Below are 15,283 nucleotides of genomic sequence, written 5' to 3'. Positions count from 1 at the left end.
GCGATCAGTGAAATTGTCTTTCAGAAAAGACCGAAAAGGAGGGTCCCAAATGCCGATCAAACGTTATGGCGCCGAAAAGTCCGGAGCCGGCGGTCAGAACCTGCCTTTCGCCCGGGCGGTGGAGGCGGGGGGCTGGCTCTATGTCTCCGGCCAGGTCGCCATGAAGGATGGCGAGATCATCAATGGCGGCATTGTCGAGCAGACCCACGCCACCATTGCCAATATCATCGCCATTCTTGAGGAGGCCGGTTACGGTCTCGAACATGTGGTGCGCTGCGGCGTCTGGCTCGATGATCCGCGTGATTTCTGGAGCTTCAACGGCGTCTATAAAAGCTATTTCGGCGAGCATCCGCCGGCGCGGGCCTGCGTGCAGAGCCATATGATGGTCGACTGCAAGGTCGAGATCGATTGCGTCGCCTATAAGGGGCCCTGACATGAGCTCAGCGTTTCGTCTCGATGGCAAAACCGTCCTGATATCAGGTGCGGGGGGCGGCATCGGCCGTTCCCTGGTCGCTGTGTTCAGGCAGGCCGGGGCCAATGTGATTGGTGCCGACCGCGATGCGGACCTGCTGGCCGGGCTGGACCTTGCCGGGCAGGTGCTGTTCGAATTGGCCGATCCCAAAGCCACGCGAACCGCCATTGAGCGCCATATTGCCGAGCATGGTGTGCCCGACGCCGTCGTCTCCAATGCCGGCTTCACCCGCGCCGAAACGCTCGATCATCTCGATGACGATATCTGGGCCTCGGAAATATCGATCAATCTCAACGGCGCCTATGCCATGACCGATCCCGTGGTCAAGGCCATGGCGGCGCGCGGCAGCGGCAGCCTGGTCTTCATCTCCTCCGTCAATGCGCTCGCCCATTTCGGCAACCCGGCCTATTCCGCGGCCAAGGCCGGGCTCGTTGCCTATGCGCGCTCGCTGGCTGTCGAACGCGGCGCCCAGGGTCTGCGCGCCAATGTGATCTGCCCTGGTTCGGTCCGCACCCCGGCCTGGGATCATCGGCTAGCCGCCGACCCCACATTGCTCGACAATGTCTTGCCCCATTACCCGCTGGGCCGCATGGTCCTGCCCCAGGAAGTGGCCAATGCCGCCGTCTTCTTGTGCTCGGACGCCGCATCGGGCATCACCGGTACGGTGCTGCCGGTCGATGCCGGGCTGACAGCCGGCAATCTGCGTTTCGTCGATGAAGTTCTGAGGGGCAAATGAGCAACATAGCCGAACTCGATACCCCCGCGGTCCTCATCGATCTCGACCGCGTCGAGGCCAATCTCAAGCGCGTGCAGGATTATGCCGACGCCCATGGCCTCAAGCTCCGGCCCCATATCAAAACCCACAAGCTGCCTCGCTTCGCCAAGCGCGCCGTCGAACTGGGCGCGGTGGGCATCACGGTGCAGAAACTGGGCGAAGCCGAAGTCATGGCCGATGCCGGCATCACCGAAATCTTCCTGCCCTACAATATTATCGGCCCCGCCAAGCTCGCCCGCCTCAAGGCCCTGGCCGCCCGCATCAATATCGCTGTTACCGCCGACAGCGCCCAGACCGTCGCCGGTCTCTCAGCCACCTTTGCCGGCTCAACCAAGCCGCTCACGGTGCTCGTCGAATGCGATACCGGCATGGGCCGCTGCGGCGTGCAATCGCCAACCGAAGCCGTCGCCCTGGCGCAAAAGATCGCCGCTTCGCCCGGCCTCCATTTCGGGGGCCTCATGACCTATCCCGCCGCCGGGCAGGTCGAGGCCAATGCAAAATGGCTGGCCGACGCCAAGGCTGCCCTCATCGCCGCCAACCTGCCGCCCGAAGTCGTTTCCAATGGCGGCACGCCCGATATCTGGCGCGCTCATGAGGTCAAAACCGCCACCGAACATCGCCCCGGCACCTATATCTATATGGACCGCTTCCAGGTCGCCAAAAATGTCGGCGGCTTTGCCGATTGCGCGCTGACCGTGCTGGCAACCGTCGTCAGCCGCCCCACCGAAAACCGGGCCATCATCGATGCCGGCTCCAAGGCGCTCACCAGCGATACCCTCGGCATGACCGGCTTTGGCCTCATCGAAGCCTATCCCGACGCCGTCATCACCGGCCTCAGCGAAGAGCATGGCACGATCGATCTCACCAATTGCCCCACCAAACCGGCCATTGGCGAAAAACTCCGCATCATCCCCAATCACGCCTGCGTCGTCTCGAACCTGTTCGACAGTGTGACGCTGATCTCCGGCGACCAGGTCGTTGAAACCGTCCATGTCGACGCCCGCGGCCGTGTCGATTAGCGTGGCCTTGCCGCCCGATTTCTTCGATCGCCCCGTCCTCGATGTTGCGCGCGATCTGATCGGCGTGACCCTCCTGGTCGATGGCGTCGGCGGTCCGCTGGTCGAGGTCGAAGCCTATGACCCAAGCGATCCGGCCTCGCACAGCTTCAACGGTCCGACCCCGCGCAACGCCGCCATGTTCGGCCCGCCCGGTCGTGCCTATGTCTACAAAATCTATGGCATCCACTGGTGCCTCAATTTCGTCTGCCGGCCGGGTAGCGCCGTGCTGATCCGCGCTCTCGAGCCCACTTGCGGCACCCATCTCATGGCCGAGCGGCGCGGCGGTCTTCCCGCCCGCCAACTCTGTTCGGGTCCGGGCAAGCTCTGCCAGGCGCTTGATATCACCATTGCCCACAATGGCCTGCCGCTCGATGCCCAACCCTTCGAACTGCTGCCGGGCGAGCCGTCCGAAATCCATGCCGGTCCGCGCATCGGCATCACCAAGGGCGTCGAAACGCCCTGGCGCTTCGTCGCGCGCCATTCACCATTCCTCAGCAAGCCGCTGCCCCGAATGGCCGGCGGATAAAGTCGTTCTTTGCCCTTCCTTGCCTTGCGGCTCACCCCTTGGCTGTGATTCAAGTTTCCCCGTGAGCGCATTGGATTCGAGCATGGACCTGTTTGGCGCGGCAAGCCGGGATGCCTCCCGCGACCCGCTCGATGTCTTGCGCGATATCTTTGGCCATAAGAGTTTTCGCGGCCAGCAGGAAGATGTGGTCCGCCATGTCGTTGGCGGCGGCGACGCCGTCGTGCTCTTCCCCACCGGCGCCGGCAAATCGGCCTGCTACCAGATCCCCGCCATATGCCGCCCCGGCGTCGGCATCGTCATCTCGCCCCTCATCGCCCTCATGCGCGATCAGGTCGAGGCTCTGCGCCAGGCCGGCGTCGCCGCCGCCGCGCTGAACTCGGCCATGACCGCGGAAGAGTCCGCCGAAGTCCGCCGCCAATTGCGCTGCGGTGAACTCGACCTGCTCTATGTCGCGCCCGAACGCGTTGCCACCCAAGGCTTCCGCAATATGGTCGAAGGGCTCGATATCGCGCTCTTTGCCATCGACGAGGCCCATTGCGTGAGCCAATGGGGCCACGATTTCCGCCCCGAATATCGCGATCTGGCCCAGCTCACCGAACTCTTTCCCGGCGTGCCTCGTATCGCGCTCACCGCCACTGCCGATCCGACCACGCGGGCCGACATTATCGAGCGGCTGGGGCTTGAGGGCGCCCACGTCTTCTCCACCAGTTTTGACCGGCCCAATATTTCCTATTCCATCATCGAGCGGGACAAGGCGCGGGAGCAATTGCTGGCCTTCCTCGCTGCGCACAAGGGCAGTTCGGGCGTTGTCTATTGCCTCTCCCGCGCCAAGGTGGAGGACATTGCCGATTGGCTGTCCGGCAAGGGCATTCCGGCTCTGCCCTACCACGCCGGGCTCAGCGCCGAGCGGCGCAGCGCCAATCAGGATGCTTTCCTCAAGGAGGAAAACATCTGCATGGTGGCCACCGTTGCTTTTGGCATGGGCATCGACAAACCCGATGTGCGCTATGTCGCCCATATGGATCTGCCGGCCTCCATCGAGGCCTATTATCAGGAAACCGGCCGCGCCGGCCGCGATGGCCAGCCTGCCGATGCCTGGATGAGCTATGGCATGGCCGATGTGGTGCAGCGTCGCCGCATGATCGACGAGGGCAATGCCCCTGACGAGGTGAAGCGGCTCGAGCATTCCAAGCTCAATGCTCTTTTGGGCGTTTGCGAAACCGCCGAATGTCGCCGCAAGGCGATCCTGGCCCATTTCGGCGAACCTCATGGCGGCAATTGCGGCAATTGCGATACCTGCCGCTCGCCCGTCGAAAGCTGGGATGGCACCGAGGCCGCCATCAAGGCCATGGCCGCCATCTACCGCACCGGCCAGCGCTTCGGCGCCGCCCATGTCATCGATGTGCTCGTGGGCAAGGCTACCGAAAAGGTCGAGCGTTTCGGCCACGACAAACAGGCCGTGTTTGGCCAGGGACGGGATATCGACAGCAAAACCTGGCAATCGGTGCTGCGCCAGCTGACAGCCAGCGGCCTTGTGGTGGTCGATCACGCTGCCCATGGCGCGCTGACACTGGGGGAGGGCGCCCGCGCCGTATTCCGCCACGAGCGGATGGTCACCCTGCGCAAGGACCGGCCGAAAAAGGCCGCCGAAGTGCGCCAGCGCCTCTCCAATGCCGTGCAATTGCCCGAACCGGCCATGACCATTTTCAATGCCCTGCGCGACGAGCGCCTGCGCATCGCCAAGGAGCAGGGCGTGCCGCCCTACGTCATCTTCCACGACACCACGTTGCGCGCCATGGCCCTGGCCCGCCCGCGCCACCTGCACGACATTCTCAACCTGCCCGGCGTCGGCCAGGCCAAGCTCGACCGCTATGGCGCGGCCTTCCTGTCGGTCCTGGACGATCTGGACGTTTAGCCTCGAAATCCCGACCCGCCCACGATGTTATCCACACCACGATGTCATCCCGGACTTGATCCGGGATCCATCCTGAGATGTCGGGGCCGCGCGCAGCGTCGGCACATAGAAACTACGAAAAACCTTGTAAGTACAATCGCTTACAATTAACCGCCACGCCAGCTTCCATTTCTCCTCGCGCCCTGCGGGTGCAACACTTCCTCCAGTTTAATCATGCATTAACCATGACATACTGGCGGTCCGCATGTTTCGCTCCGACATCGTTACCGAAACGGCCACGGTTCTTGGCCAGGTCCCTCCGGTCTCTCCTGCCTTGGCTGACCATCTTGGCCAGCTCTGGCGGGCGCGATACTGGGCCGGGGCAGGGGCCCTGTGCTGCGCTGCCCTGGCTCTCGCCGCGCTTCTGGTGCTGACTCCCAGCTATCGCGCCAGTGCGCAGATTTTCATCGATCCGCAAAATCTTCAGCTGCTCGAGCGCGACCTGACGCCATCCACCGCCTCCGGCGATGCTGGCGTTGTGCTGATCGAAAGTCAGGCGCGTGTCATGGCGTCCGATTCCGTGCTGCGCGCCACCGCCACCCAGCTCGGCCTCGATCGCGACCCCGAATTTGCCGGCAAGCCCAACCCGCTCCGTGTCCTGCTCGATGGTCTTGCCGGCGGCATTTCCGATGCCCCGCGCGATGATCTCAGCAAGGCCGTGCTGGCGCTGAGCAAAGCCGTCCATATCGTGCGGCTCGACCGGACCTATGTCGTCGATATCCACGCCGAATCCGAGAGCGCCACCAAGGCGGCCGCCATCGCCAATGCCGTTGTCGGCAATTACCTGGGCCTGCGCGAAACGCAGCGCGCCGCCCAGGCCGAACGCGCTTCCGGCGCCCTTGAGGGGCGTCTGGCCCAATTGCTCGGCGAGCTGGAAGCCGCCGAAAACGCCGTCGAGCGCTTCAAGACCGCCAATGGCATTGTCGAAACCGGCGGCCAGCTTTTGCTCGAAGGCGAGGTCGGGCAAACCAACCAGGCGCTGCTGGCCGCCGACAATGCCGCCGCCGCCGCCCGCGTCGAGCGCGATCAGTTGCGGGCCCTGATGGCAGACCCCGACCGCATCGCCGCCGCGCCCGAGGCCATGGGCTCGGTCGATATCGCAAGGTTGCGCGATCAGCTGCAAACCGCGCTTGCCGATGCCGCAATACTCCGCGCCACGCTTGGCGCTCAACATCCCCGGCTCCTCGTGGCCGAAGAGCGCATTGCCGGCGCCCGTGCCGCCATCGATGCCGAGGTACAGCGCCTGCTGACCGCTGCCGACCTGACCCTGCAGCGGGCCGAAGACAATGCTGCCGACCTGCGCACCAGGCTCTATGACGCCACCGCAAATCTGCAGGCGACCGATGCCAAGCGCATTCGCCTGCGTCAGCTCGAGCGCGAAGCCGAGGCCGGCCGCGCCGTCTACCAGGACGCTCTGTTGCGTTCCCGTGAAACAGCCGAACAAGCGCGCCTCGATACGCTCAACGCCCAGGTCGTTTCGCAAGCCGTCGCACCATCCGAGCGCAGCTTTCCGCCCAAAGCCAGTGTGCTGCTGCCGCTGGGCCTGATCGCGGGCCTGCTGCTCGGCGGCGCGCTGGGCATATTGTTCAACCGCCGCCGGGGAGGTTGATCGTGCAGCGCCGCACCGTCCTTGCCGGTCTTGCCGGGTTGGCGGCGGCGCCCGCCAGCCGCGCCCAGCAACCCGCCCGCATCGAAATATCGGGCAATCGCCTGCTCTGGAACGATGCGCCGCTCCGTCTCTGCGGCATTGCCATGGGTGACCCGGTCTATATCCGCGCCGGCCGCTCGCTCGATGATTACCGCGTCATCGCCCAGGATTGGGCCGCCAATTGCGTCCGCATCAGCGTCCATCCCGGCCATTGGCGTTATGACAGCACGCTAATGGGCCAATATCTCGATGCCGATATCGCCGCTGCCCGGGCACAAGGGCTATTCGTCATCCTCGATTGGCACGTCATCGGCTTTCCCGATCACTATGAGCCCATCCCCCCGCCCGAATGGGGCCTGCCACCCGATGCCTATCTTTCCACTATTGCCGATGCCATCGCCTTCTGGACATCCATGGCCCAGCGCCATGGTGACGATCCGGCAGTTCTGTTCGAACTCTGGAACGAGCCAGTTGGCCACGAAAGCCACTGGCTGTCCGATGGCGCCTGGTGGCCCGATTTCAAACAGGCCTGGATGCAGATCACGGCCGCGATCCGGAGTTACAGCGACAATATCGTGCTCTGCTCGGGCGGCCGCTGGGCACATGACCTGACCGGCGCCGCCGCCGACCCACTGCCCGATCCGCGCACCGCCTATGCCTGGCATGTCTATCCCAATGAGGACCGCAATGACGCGGACCGCTGGTTCAAAAGCCTGGGCACATTGGCCGTGCACAAGCCCATAATCGTCACCGAATGGGGCTTTTGTCCCGGTTGCACCGATGGCTTGGCGGGCGGTCTCGCCGATTTTGCCGAGCCCTTCACCCAGAATGTGCTCGATGCCCTCGGCCTCAGCCACACCGCCTGGTGCTACAGCGCCGGCGCCGCGCCGGCCCTGCTGGCTGCCGATGGCCAGACGCCATCCGATTACGGTGCTTTCGTCAAAGCCTATCTCACCGGCCTGCGCGATGCGTGATGCCGCCGCCCGCCCGGCCATGGCCGATATCGGTCAGGTCCTCGTCGCCCTTTTCGCGGGCTTTGCCATCCTCGTGCTCTGGACCCAGGCGCAGCCTTTCGCCAGCCTCTCCGACTATGGCGTCATCGACGACCCCACCCAGTCCAATAGCCTGCGCCGCAATCTGACCCTGCTGATCCTCTTCGTGGCTCTGCTGCTGGTCTGGCGCGCAGGCACTATCGGTCAGCTCTGGGGCGCCGTCAGCCCCGGCCTTGTCGCCATTTTCGGCTGGTTTGCGTTCACCGCGTTTCTCTCCGCCAGCCCGGGCCTCGCGCTCAACCGGCTGGCTCTGGCAGGCGTGGTCATCGGCATTGCCCTGTGCCTGCCATTGCTCTTCACTCGCATGGAAGCTTTCGTGGCAACCCTGGCTTCGGCCACGACCATCGCCATGCTGCTTTGCTTTCTGGGCGTGCTTTTCATTCCCGATCTCGCCATCCATAGCCTGCGCGATACGGTGGAACAGGGCCTGGCCGGCGACTGGCGCGGTATCTTTCGCCACAAGAATGACCTCGCCCCCATGGCGATCCATTTCAGTTTTGTCGGCCTGCTGCTGTGGCGCCTCGGCCGCCCGTTTTGGGGCAGCGCCATCATTGCCGGGGCCCTCGTCCTGCTAGCCATGTCGGGCGGAAAATCCGCTGCGCTATTGCTGGTCCCCGCTTTGGCAGGAGCGGCGCTGATCGCGCGCAGCCGTCATTCCGCTCTTCTCGCTCTTCTGGCTGTTGGCGGCCTGGCGCTGATTACCCTTGGTTCGGTTGCTTTCCCGGCTCTCGCAGTCATGACCAGTCACTTGCCCGATCCCACCTTCACCGGCCGAGCCGATATCTGGCAGCTGGCGCTTGAGGCCGCTTCCCGCCGCCCACTGACCGGCTATGGCTACAATGTCTTCTGGGATACCGGCGTCATCTATGCCGTCGCCGGGTCCAGCGACACCGCCGCGCAGGTTTCGCACGCCCATAATGGTTTTCTCGATATCGCCATTTCCGCCGGCCTTCCCGGCCTGCTCCTGGTGCTGGGCTGGGCCGGCATAGCGCCGCTGCGCCACATCGCCGCCATCCGGCGCCGCCCGCTCGACCGTGCCGAACGCGCCTTGCTCGAATTCTTCATCCAGGGCTGGCTCTTCACCCTGCTGATTTCGAGTCTGGAGGCCGTGCTGTTCAATCGCGGCGATTCCATCTGGTTCACGGGCCTTTTGTCCATTGTCTGCCTGCGTTTCTGGTCCCGCTCCGGACTTGCCCGATGAATGTGCTGCAGCTCGTTATCCGCGATGAGCCGGGCGGCGTGCAGGTCCTGACCGCCATGGTCGCCCAAGGCCTGCAACAGCGCGGCCACCAGGTCGAAACCATGGCGCTGGCGGGCAATATCCCGGCCGTTTCCACCGCCATTCTGTCCCGGCATTACGATGCGGTTCTGTCCTATCAGGTCGCCGCCGGACTGTGCGGTAGCGCCCTGGCGGCATTGACGCGCATCAAGCTGCGCGCAAGCCACCTCACCGCCATTCCCTCGGCCATGCGGCCCCATTGGCGCCTGCTGGACCGGCTCTGGGGCCGGTTCGGCATTCACAGCGCCATCATTGCCAATTCCGCTGCGACCTTGGCGAGCGTCGCCGGCTATCCCGAACCCTATCGACAGCGCACCCTGCTGATCCCCCACGGCGTCATGCCACTGCCCGCGCCGGCGGACATCGCCTGGCGTACGCGTCTCGGCATTGCCGCAACTGCCCCATTGCTGGTGGCCAGTGGCCGGCTGGCCGCCCAGAAAAACCACGCCACCGCCATTTCTGCGCTGCCCCTGCTGCCCCGCGCCCATCTGGCAATTGCCGGCGATGGCGAATTGCGCCAATCCCTGCTGGCCCAGGCCGCCCAGCTTGGCGTCGGCAATCGCCTGCATCTATTGGGCAATCTCGACCGCATAGCGCTGGCCGCCTTGCTGGCCCAGACCGATCTCTATCTCTTCCCCTCGATCTGGGAGAGTTTTGGTCTCGCCGGGGTCGAGGCGGGCCTGCTCGGCCTGCCCGTCCTGGCTGCCGGCCTGCCGGTCTTGCGTGACGTGCTGGCGCCCGCCGCGGCAATGGGCATGGCCGCCTTTCACAACCCCCTCGATGCCGCCCAGCTTGCCGGCACGGCGCAAACCATGCTGGCCACGCCGCCGAACGCCCAGCGGCGAGCCGCTTCCATCGAGGCCATGCGCGCCCGCCACGGCATCGAGCCCATGATCGAGGCCTATTGCCGTCTGCTTGATACCCTGCCGCGCCGCGTCGAGAGATAGCTCAACATCTGCCTCGCCCCGAACAGGTTCCATTTGACGGCGAGCGCCGCCGCCGAAGCCAGCGTCAGGCAGAGCCCCGTCCACCATCCGGCCCAGCCTGCCGCCACCTGCAATATCAGCGCGCTCAGCCCCGTAGCGACGATCCAGCCCGTTGCCAGCCCCATGGCCCGCCACTCCACCGGCATGATCCGGCTGTGACGGTCGGCGAGGATAAAGCTCGCCAATCCCGCCCCCTGGGTGAGCAGCAATGTCCAGCCCGCCCCGACCATGCCAAATCGCGGCATCAGCACCATTGCGCTCACCGCCGCCACCGCCACCATGATCGCGCTGGCCACCACTTCCCGCCGCGGCGATCCGGCAAAATAGATGACCTGTCCGAAATAATAGGCGCGCAGCGCCAGCAGGGCCGTCCCCGCCACCAGCAGGGGCAATATGCCTGCGCTCGCCTCGGCGTAGCTGGGCGCCAGCAGCACATTCAGCAGCGCCGGCCCGAACAGCAGCCAGCCCAGCGCGCCAAACCCCACCACGGCCCAGAGCGTGACAAAGGCCCGCTGCAGTGCTTCCCGCCGGGTTTCTGCGTGACCGGCCTGCGCCTTGGCCACCGACATATAGGCCGCGGCAATCGCTTCGCCCAACACGACAAAGCCTTGCCGCACCACGTCCACGCTCGCGCCATAAGCGGCCACGCTGGCAGCGCCTCCCAGCCGCCCCAGCACGATCCGGTCAAGATTGATGGCAATGGCCCCCGCCGCCAGCGCACCGATCAGCGGCCAGCCATAATGTGCCAGCGCCAGTAGATCGGCTCGTTCCGGCCAGACCACGCCATTCCGCCAGATTGAGCGCCGCAATCCCGCCAGCACCGGCCAGGCTGCCAGGGCCTGCGCCACGCCCACCGCCGCCAGCAAAAGCGGCGCCGATTGCGCCGCCAGCAATGCGCCCGTGCCCATGGCCAGCATCAAGATACCGCGCAATAGGCCCGCTGCGGTCACCTCTCGCACCAGCAATTGTGCCCGCCCCACTTCGACGGCGCCGATATGGATGACAAAGCCCGAAACCAGCAGCGCCAGTCCCAATGCCTCAGGCAGCGCCACCCGACCAGCAGCCACCGTAATGACCAGGCCGAGTAGACCTATCAGCCCTGCCGCGCCGAGCGCCACCAGCAGCGCCCCCGCCAGACGCGCGGCCCGCCCTGCCTCGAACACTCCGAAATGGGCATGCATCAGCCATTGGAACAATCCGCCGAAAACGATGAAGGCGGCAGCGAACCCGATCAGATAGTCCCCGAACACCGCCGGCTCCGCCAGCCGCGTGAACACCGCCACCGATACCAGATTGAGCACCGCAGCCGCCAGTCGCGAAGCCAGATATAGCGAAGCGTGTCTTTCGCTCAACAGTATAGCTCAAGAATAAATATAAATACGTAAGGGAAATCCATCGGCCTTAACCCATTAACCGGCATAGTGATGACAATATAGATTTCAACAATACAAATCTTGCTCAACACATAATTTCTGGAGGCGGAAGTGTTGGGCGTAGACGCAATTGCCGGTGACAAGCCGGTTGTCATGCTCATCCGGGCCCTGGACGGGGGCGGCGCGCAGCGCGATGCCATCGAATTGGCCAATGGCCTGCATGGTGCCGGCTGGCCGGTGACGATCGCCACTCTGGATGGCGCCGGGCCCCTGGGCGCGCGTATCGCGCCGGGCATACCGGTGTTCGATTTGGGGCAGGGGCGTAAATTGCGCATGGCGCGGGCGGTCCCCGCGCTGGTGGCCATGATGAAGACTTTGCGGCCCGCGGCGGTCATCGCTTCCGAGGCGGCCGGCAATTGTCTGCTGGCCTTCGCGGCGACCCGGCTCGATCGGGCAAAGCGGCCCAAAATCATCCTGCGCGAAGTGGCCGCGCCGCTCGCTGCCCGCCACGCCGATCCCTATTGGCAAAACCGGCTGGCCTATCGGCTGGCGCCGCGCCTCTACCCGCTCGCCGACCGCGTGGTGAGCCCCGGCGCTGCCGTGCGCGACGAGCTGATTGCCCGTTTCGGCGTATCGCCTGCCCACGCGGTCAGCCTGGGCACCAATGCTGTGCTCAGCGCGGCCCGGCTGCAAGAGCTTGCGGCGCCCGCGTCCCGTGCCAGCGATCTCATCATGGCCATTGGGCGTCTCTCTCCGGAAAAGGATTTTGCCACCCTGATCAAGGCTTTTGCCATGGTTCGCCGCACGCGGCGCCTGCGGCTGCACATTCTGGGTGAGGGAAGCGAACGGCCCGCGCTCGAACGGCTGGTCGGAAAACTCTCCCTGCATGATTGCGTCGATCTGCCCGGTTTCGTGGCCGATCCGCTGTCGCGTCTGCAAGGCGCGCGGCTCTTCGTGTCCTCTTCCCGCCACGAAGGGTTCGGCAATGCCATTGTCGAGGCGCTGGCCTGCGGCACGCCGGTCGTCGCCACCGATGCGCCCCATGGCCCGCGCGAAATTCTTGGGTCGGGTCATCCCCTGGTGCCGGTTGGCGATCCCAGCCTATTGGCCGAGGCTATTCTTGAAGCGCTGGACCGGCCGGTCGACCGGCAGATGCTGCGCCACCGCGCCGCCGATTTCACCACCGAACGCACGGTCGAGGCCTTTGCCGCCATGCTGCTCGCCCTGGGGCTCGGCGCCGATATCCCCCATCCGCACGAGAAAACGTCATGATCGATTGGTCCGATCCTCTTGCCGGTGCATCGCGCCGGCTGGCCCGCGCCGTGCCTTTCCGCCCCTTCTGGCTGGCGCTCGAGCGGCCTGTCGTGTCCTTCAGTTTCGACGATTTCCCCCTCTCGGCCGCCGAGCATGCCGCGCCTCTGCTCGAGGCCAACGGGGCGCGCGGCACCTTCTATTTTGCCCATCGCCTGGCAGGTGGTTTTGAAAATGGCCAGTTCATCGCTGGACATGGTGTGGCCGCAAACTTGGCGGCAAATCGCCATGAACTTGGTGGACACACCAGCGATCACCTCAATGTCCAGCGCGTCGCGCCGGATCACCTTATTGCCGATGTCGCTGCCAATGCATCGGCAATCGCGGCGCTGAGCGGGCTGGCGCCGACCTCCTTCGCCTACCCGTTCGGCGTCGTGTCGCTTAACGCAAAGCGGTTATTGGCCTCCCGATTCGCCGGCCTGCGCGGCATTCAGCCCGGCATCAATCGCGGCTGGATCGATCTGGCTCATTTGCGGGCGCAGGAACTCTATGATTCGTCCTCCGATCTTGCCGGCATCGCCCACCTGCTCGACCGGCTGCAGCAAAAGGGCGGCTGGCTCATTTTTTACACTCACGATGTCCGCCCCGATCCCAGCGCCATCGGCTGCTCGCCCGCCCGCTTCGCCGCCGTACTCGATTTGGTGCGCCGCCGCGATCTCTCAATTGAAACGGTTGCGGCCACGCTGCGCCGCATCGGCGCGGCGGGAGCAGCCTGATGCGGTCTCGCGCTATCGCGCCAATGCAGCGCAGCGACGTGCCGGAAGTCGCGGCCCTGTTCCAGCGCGTTTTCCGCAAGGGCGGTGTGCCCAGCCCGCAATTCTGCGCCTATTTCGAAGAGAGCTTTTTCGGTTCGCCCCTGCATAGCGAGGCCGAAGGTGGCCTTGTCCATCGCGACGCCGGTGGCGCCATCGACAGCGCGCTCCTGGTCATTCCCATGCAGGTGCGCGTCAATGGCCAGCTCGTTACCGGCCGGCTGATGAGCAATTACATGACCGATCCGAAAAAGCGCACGCGCGGCGGCGCCGATATGGTGTTGACCATCCGCGCCCGCAATCAGGCCTTCTGCTTTTCCGATAGCGCCAATCCGGTCAGTGCCGACCACTGGAAAGCGGTGGGCGGCCATGTCCTGCCCATCCAAGGCCTCGACTGGCGCCATGTCCTGCGCCCTGGCGCCTGGTTCGCCAACCGCGCCGCTGCCAAACTGCCGCCATTGCTGGCGCGCTTCGCCGGCATTCTCGCCAAACCGCTCGACGCCGCGCTCCGCCGTCTCATCCCCAGCCTCGTGCCGCCGCCGGACGGGGAGGGGACAGCCATCTCGCGCGACGATTTCATCGCCGCCGCACCAGGCCTCGTCGAACGCTTCGCCGTTCACCCCGTCTGGGGCGCCCCCGAATTGGGCTGGATGCTGGACATGGCCGCCCTCAACACGATCGATGGTCCGCTAACCCTGCGCCAGGTGCGCGACGAAAACGGCAAGCTGGCCGGCTGCAGCGTCTTTTATGCCCGCCCCGGTGGCGTGGCGCGCATGCTCAATATTCTGGCGCGCCCGGGGCAGGAGGGGGCGGTCGTCGCCGACCTGCTGGCCCATGCCGATGCCATCGGCTGCGTTGGCGTGCAAGGCATGGCGCAACCCTTCCTCATGGAGGCCTTGTGCCGCCGTAAGGGCGTGAGCTTTGTGCCGCGCGGCTTTTACTGCATCTCCACCCGCGATCCCGCCATCGTCGACGCCGCCCGGCGTGGCGACGTCTATCTCGGCGGCCTGCTCGGGGAAGACTGGAGCCGGCTGGTCACCGACTTTCACGATTGAACCGGCGCGGCGGAGCGGTCATTGTGCCGCCCACCACTATTGCCGGAAGGGCAAGCATGACCACCTCCGCCCCTCCGGCCCGCCCGCGTTTCGTCATTGTCGACATTGCCCGCGGCGTCGCGATCATTGCCATGATCGCCTATCACCTGTGCTGGGATCTGAGCTATTTCCGCTTCATCGCTGCCGATGTGGGCTATGACCCGCAATGGGTGGCGATCGCCCGCACCATTCTCTCGGCCTTCCTGTTCCTCGTCGGCGTCGGGCTGGTGCTCGGCCATGGCCGCGCCATTCGCTGGCGTGCCTTCTGGAAGCGCTGGCTCTTCGTCGCCGCCGGCGCCGCCATCATCACCATCGCCACCTTCTTCGCTTTCCCGCAGAGCTTTGTCTATTTCGGCGTGTTGCACGCCATAGCCCTGTTCAGCCTGATGGCGCTGCCTTTCCTGCGCGCCCCGCTCTGGCTGGTGGCCCTCGTCGCCGCCATCATTATCGGCGCTCACTTCGCCTATGCCGATCCCCTGTTCAACGCCAAGACCTGGTCGGTACTCGGCTTCTGGACCGTGCCGCCGCCAGCCAACGATCTGGTGCCGATCTTCCCCTGGTTCGGCGTCGTCCTGCTCGGTGTCATAGTCACCCGGCTCGTCCTGGCCTCCCCGCTCGCCGACAGGCTCGCTGCCATCCAGCCTGAAAACCGCCTCGCCACCACGCTGGCCGGGGCAGGGCGCTGGAGCCTGCTCATCTATCTGCTGCACCAGCCGCTGCTGCTCGCCGTGCTCTATCCGCTGGCCGCGCTGACCCATCCCGAAATCGCCATGCGCAGTGCCGATTTCCTCAAATCCTGCCAGCAGACCTGCACCACCGGCGGCACCAGCGCGCCGCTCTGCGTCACCTATTGCCAATGCGGCCTCGAAGGCGTCGAAAAAGACGATTTGTGGAACGCCATCTATACCGGTCAGGTCACGGCCGCCGAGCAGGCCCAGCTCGACGCCAACAACCGGCAATGCTCCACTTTGATCTATCCCGAGCTCAATCTGCCGCAATGATG

General features: G+C 65.1%; 14 protein-coding genes. 13 read left to right on the top strand and 1 reads right to left on the bottom strand.

Annotated features, from left to right (window positions below):
• Positions 1 to 49 precede the first annotated feature (49 nt).
• The 9 genes from QQL79_RS15335 to QQL79_RS15295 all read left to right on the top strand — a co-directional run bounded on the left by QQL79_RS15335 (position 50) and on the right by QQL79_RS15295 (position 9,711).
• Complete coding sequence (locus QQL79_RS15335) at positions 50 to 433, top strand: RidA family protein (protein ID WP_284392336.1); 384 nt, start codon at positions 50 to 52, stop codon at positions 431 to 433.
• Between the two features lies 1 nt (position 434).
• Positions 435 to 1,208 carry an SDR family oxidoreductase gene (locus QQL79_RS15330; RefSeq protein WP_284392334.1) on the top strand — a complete coding sequence of 258 codons (774 nt, stop codon included), beginning with the start codon at positions 435 to 437 and terminating at the stop codon, positions 1,206 to 1,208.
• On the top strand, positions 1,205 to 2,266 hold the full coding sequence (locus tag QQL79_RS15325) for a D-TA family PLP-dependent enzyme (RefSeq protein WP_284392332.1): 1,062 nt from the start codon (positions 1,205 to 1,207) through the stop codon (positions 2,264 to 2,266). Before QQL79_RS15330 ends, QQL79_RS15325 begins: the two co-directional genes overlap by 4 nt.
• Positions 2,238 to 2,831 (top strand): DNA-3-methyladenine glycosylase, encoded by a 594-nt coding sequence (locus QQL79_RS15320; RefSeq protein ID WP_284392330.1) that lies wholly within the window; start codon positions 2,238 to 2,240, stop codon positions 2,829 to 2,831. The genes QQL79_RS15325 and QQL79_RS15320 overlap by 29 nt, the downstream gene beginning before the upstream one ends.
• An 82-nt stretch (positions 2,832 to 2,913) precedes the next feature.
• Positions 2,914 to 4,746: a DNA helicase RecQ gene (recQ, locus tag QQL79_RS15315; protein ID WP_284392328.1), complete on the top strand. Its 1,833-nt coding sequence runs from the start codon at positions 2,914 to 2,916 to the stop codon at positions 4,744 to 4,746.
• A 244-nt stretch (positions 4,747 to 4,990) separates the two neighbouring features.
• Entirely contained in the window at positions 4,991 to 6,394 is a 1,404-nt protein-coding gene (locus QQL79_RS15310; protein ID WP_284392325.1) for a GumC family protein, read from the top strand.
• A gap of 2 nt (positions 6,395 to 6,396) precedes the next feature.
• On the top strand, positions 6,397 to 7,407 hold the full coding sequence (locus tag QQL79_RS15305) for a glycoside hydrolase family 5 protein (protein ID WP_284392324.1): 1,011 nt from the start codon (positions 6,397 to 6,399) through the stop codon (positions 7,405 to 7,407).
• Positions 7,400 to 8,686 carry an O-antigen ligase family protein gene (locus QQL79_RS15300; protein ID WP_284392321.1) on the top strand — a complete coding sequence of 429 codons (1,287 nt, stop codon included), beginning with the start codon at positions 7,400 to 7,402 and terminating at the stop codon, positions 8,684 to 8,686. Before QQL79_RS15305 ends, QQL79_RS15300 begins: the two co-directional genes overlap by 8 nt.
• Positions 8,683 to 9,711, top strand: coding sequence for a glycosyltransferase family 4 protein (locus QQL79_RS15295; protein ID WP_284392320.1), 1,029 nt, complete (start codon positions 8,683 to 8,685; stop codon positions 9,709 to 9,711). Before QQL79_RS15300 ends, QQL79_RS15295 begins: the two co-directional genes overlap by 4 nt.
• On the opposite strand, the gene QQL79_RS15290 is transcribed toward QQL79_RS15295, so the two are convergent.
• Positions 9,666 to 11,102, bottom strand: a complete 1,437-nt coding sequence (locus QQL79_RS15290; RefSeq protein WP_284392318.1) for a lipopolysaccharide biosynthesis protein — start codon at positions 11,100 to 11,102, stop codon at positions 9,666 to 9,668. The two genes, QQL79_RS15295 and QQL79_RS15290, sit on opposite strands and share 46 nt — an antisense overlap.
• A 132-nt stretch (positions 11,103 to 11,234) precedes the next feature.
• Between QQL79_RS15290 and QQL79_RS15285 the strand changes: the two genes are divergently transcribed.
• Genes QQL79_RS15285 through QQL79_RS15270 form a run of 4 tightly spaced genes read left to right on the top strand, consistent with a single transcriptional unit; the run spans position 11,235 to position 15,281 of the window.
• The gene (locus QQL79_RS15285; RefSeq protein ID WP_284392316.1) at positions 11,235 to 12,395 is read left to right on the top strand and encodes a glycosyltransferase; all 1,161 of its coding nucleotides are present in this window, start codon (positions 11,235 to 11,237) and stop codon (positions 12,393 to 12,395) included.
• Positions 12,392 to 13,150: a polysaccharide deacetylase family protein gene (locus QQL79_RS15280; protein WP_284392314.1), complete on the top strand. Its 759-nt coding sequence runs from the start codon at positions 12,392 to 12,394 to the stop codon at positions 13,148 to 13,150. The genes QQL79_RS15285 and QQL79_RS15280 overlap by 4 nt, the downstream gene beginning before the upstream one ends.
• Entirely contained in the window at positions 13,150 to 14,241 is a 1,092-nt protein-coding gene (locus QQL79_RS15275) for a GNAT family protein (protein WP_284392311.1), read from the top strand. Before QQL79_RS15280 ends, QQL79_RS15275 begins: the two co-directional genes overlap by 1 nt.
• A gap of 56 nt (positions 14,242 to 14,297) precedes the next feature.
• The gene (locus QQL79_RS15270; protein ID WP_284392310.1) at positions 14,298 to 15,281 is read left to right on the top strand and encodes an acetyltransferase domain-containing protein; all 984 of its coding nucleotides are present in this window, start codon (positions 14,298 to 14,300) and stop codon (positions 15,279 to 15,281) included.
• Positions 15,282 to 15,283: the final 2 nt, after the last annotated feature.

Source organism: Devosia yakushimensis (assembly GCF_030159855.1).
GTDB classification, from domain to species: Bacteria; Pseudomonadota; Alphaproteobacteria; order Rhizobiales; family Devosiaceae; genus Devosia; species Devosia yakushimensis.
Note: the sequence above shows the minus strand (reverse complement) of the source record. Positions and strands in the feature narration are given on the sequence as shown.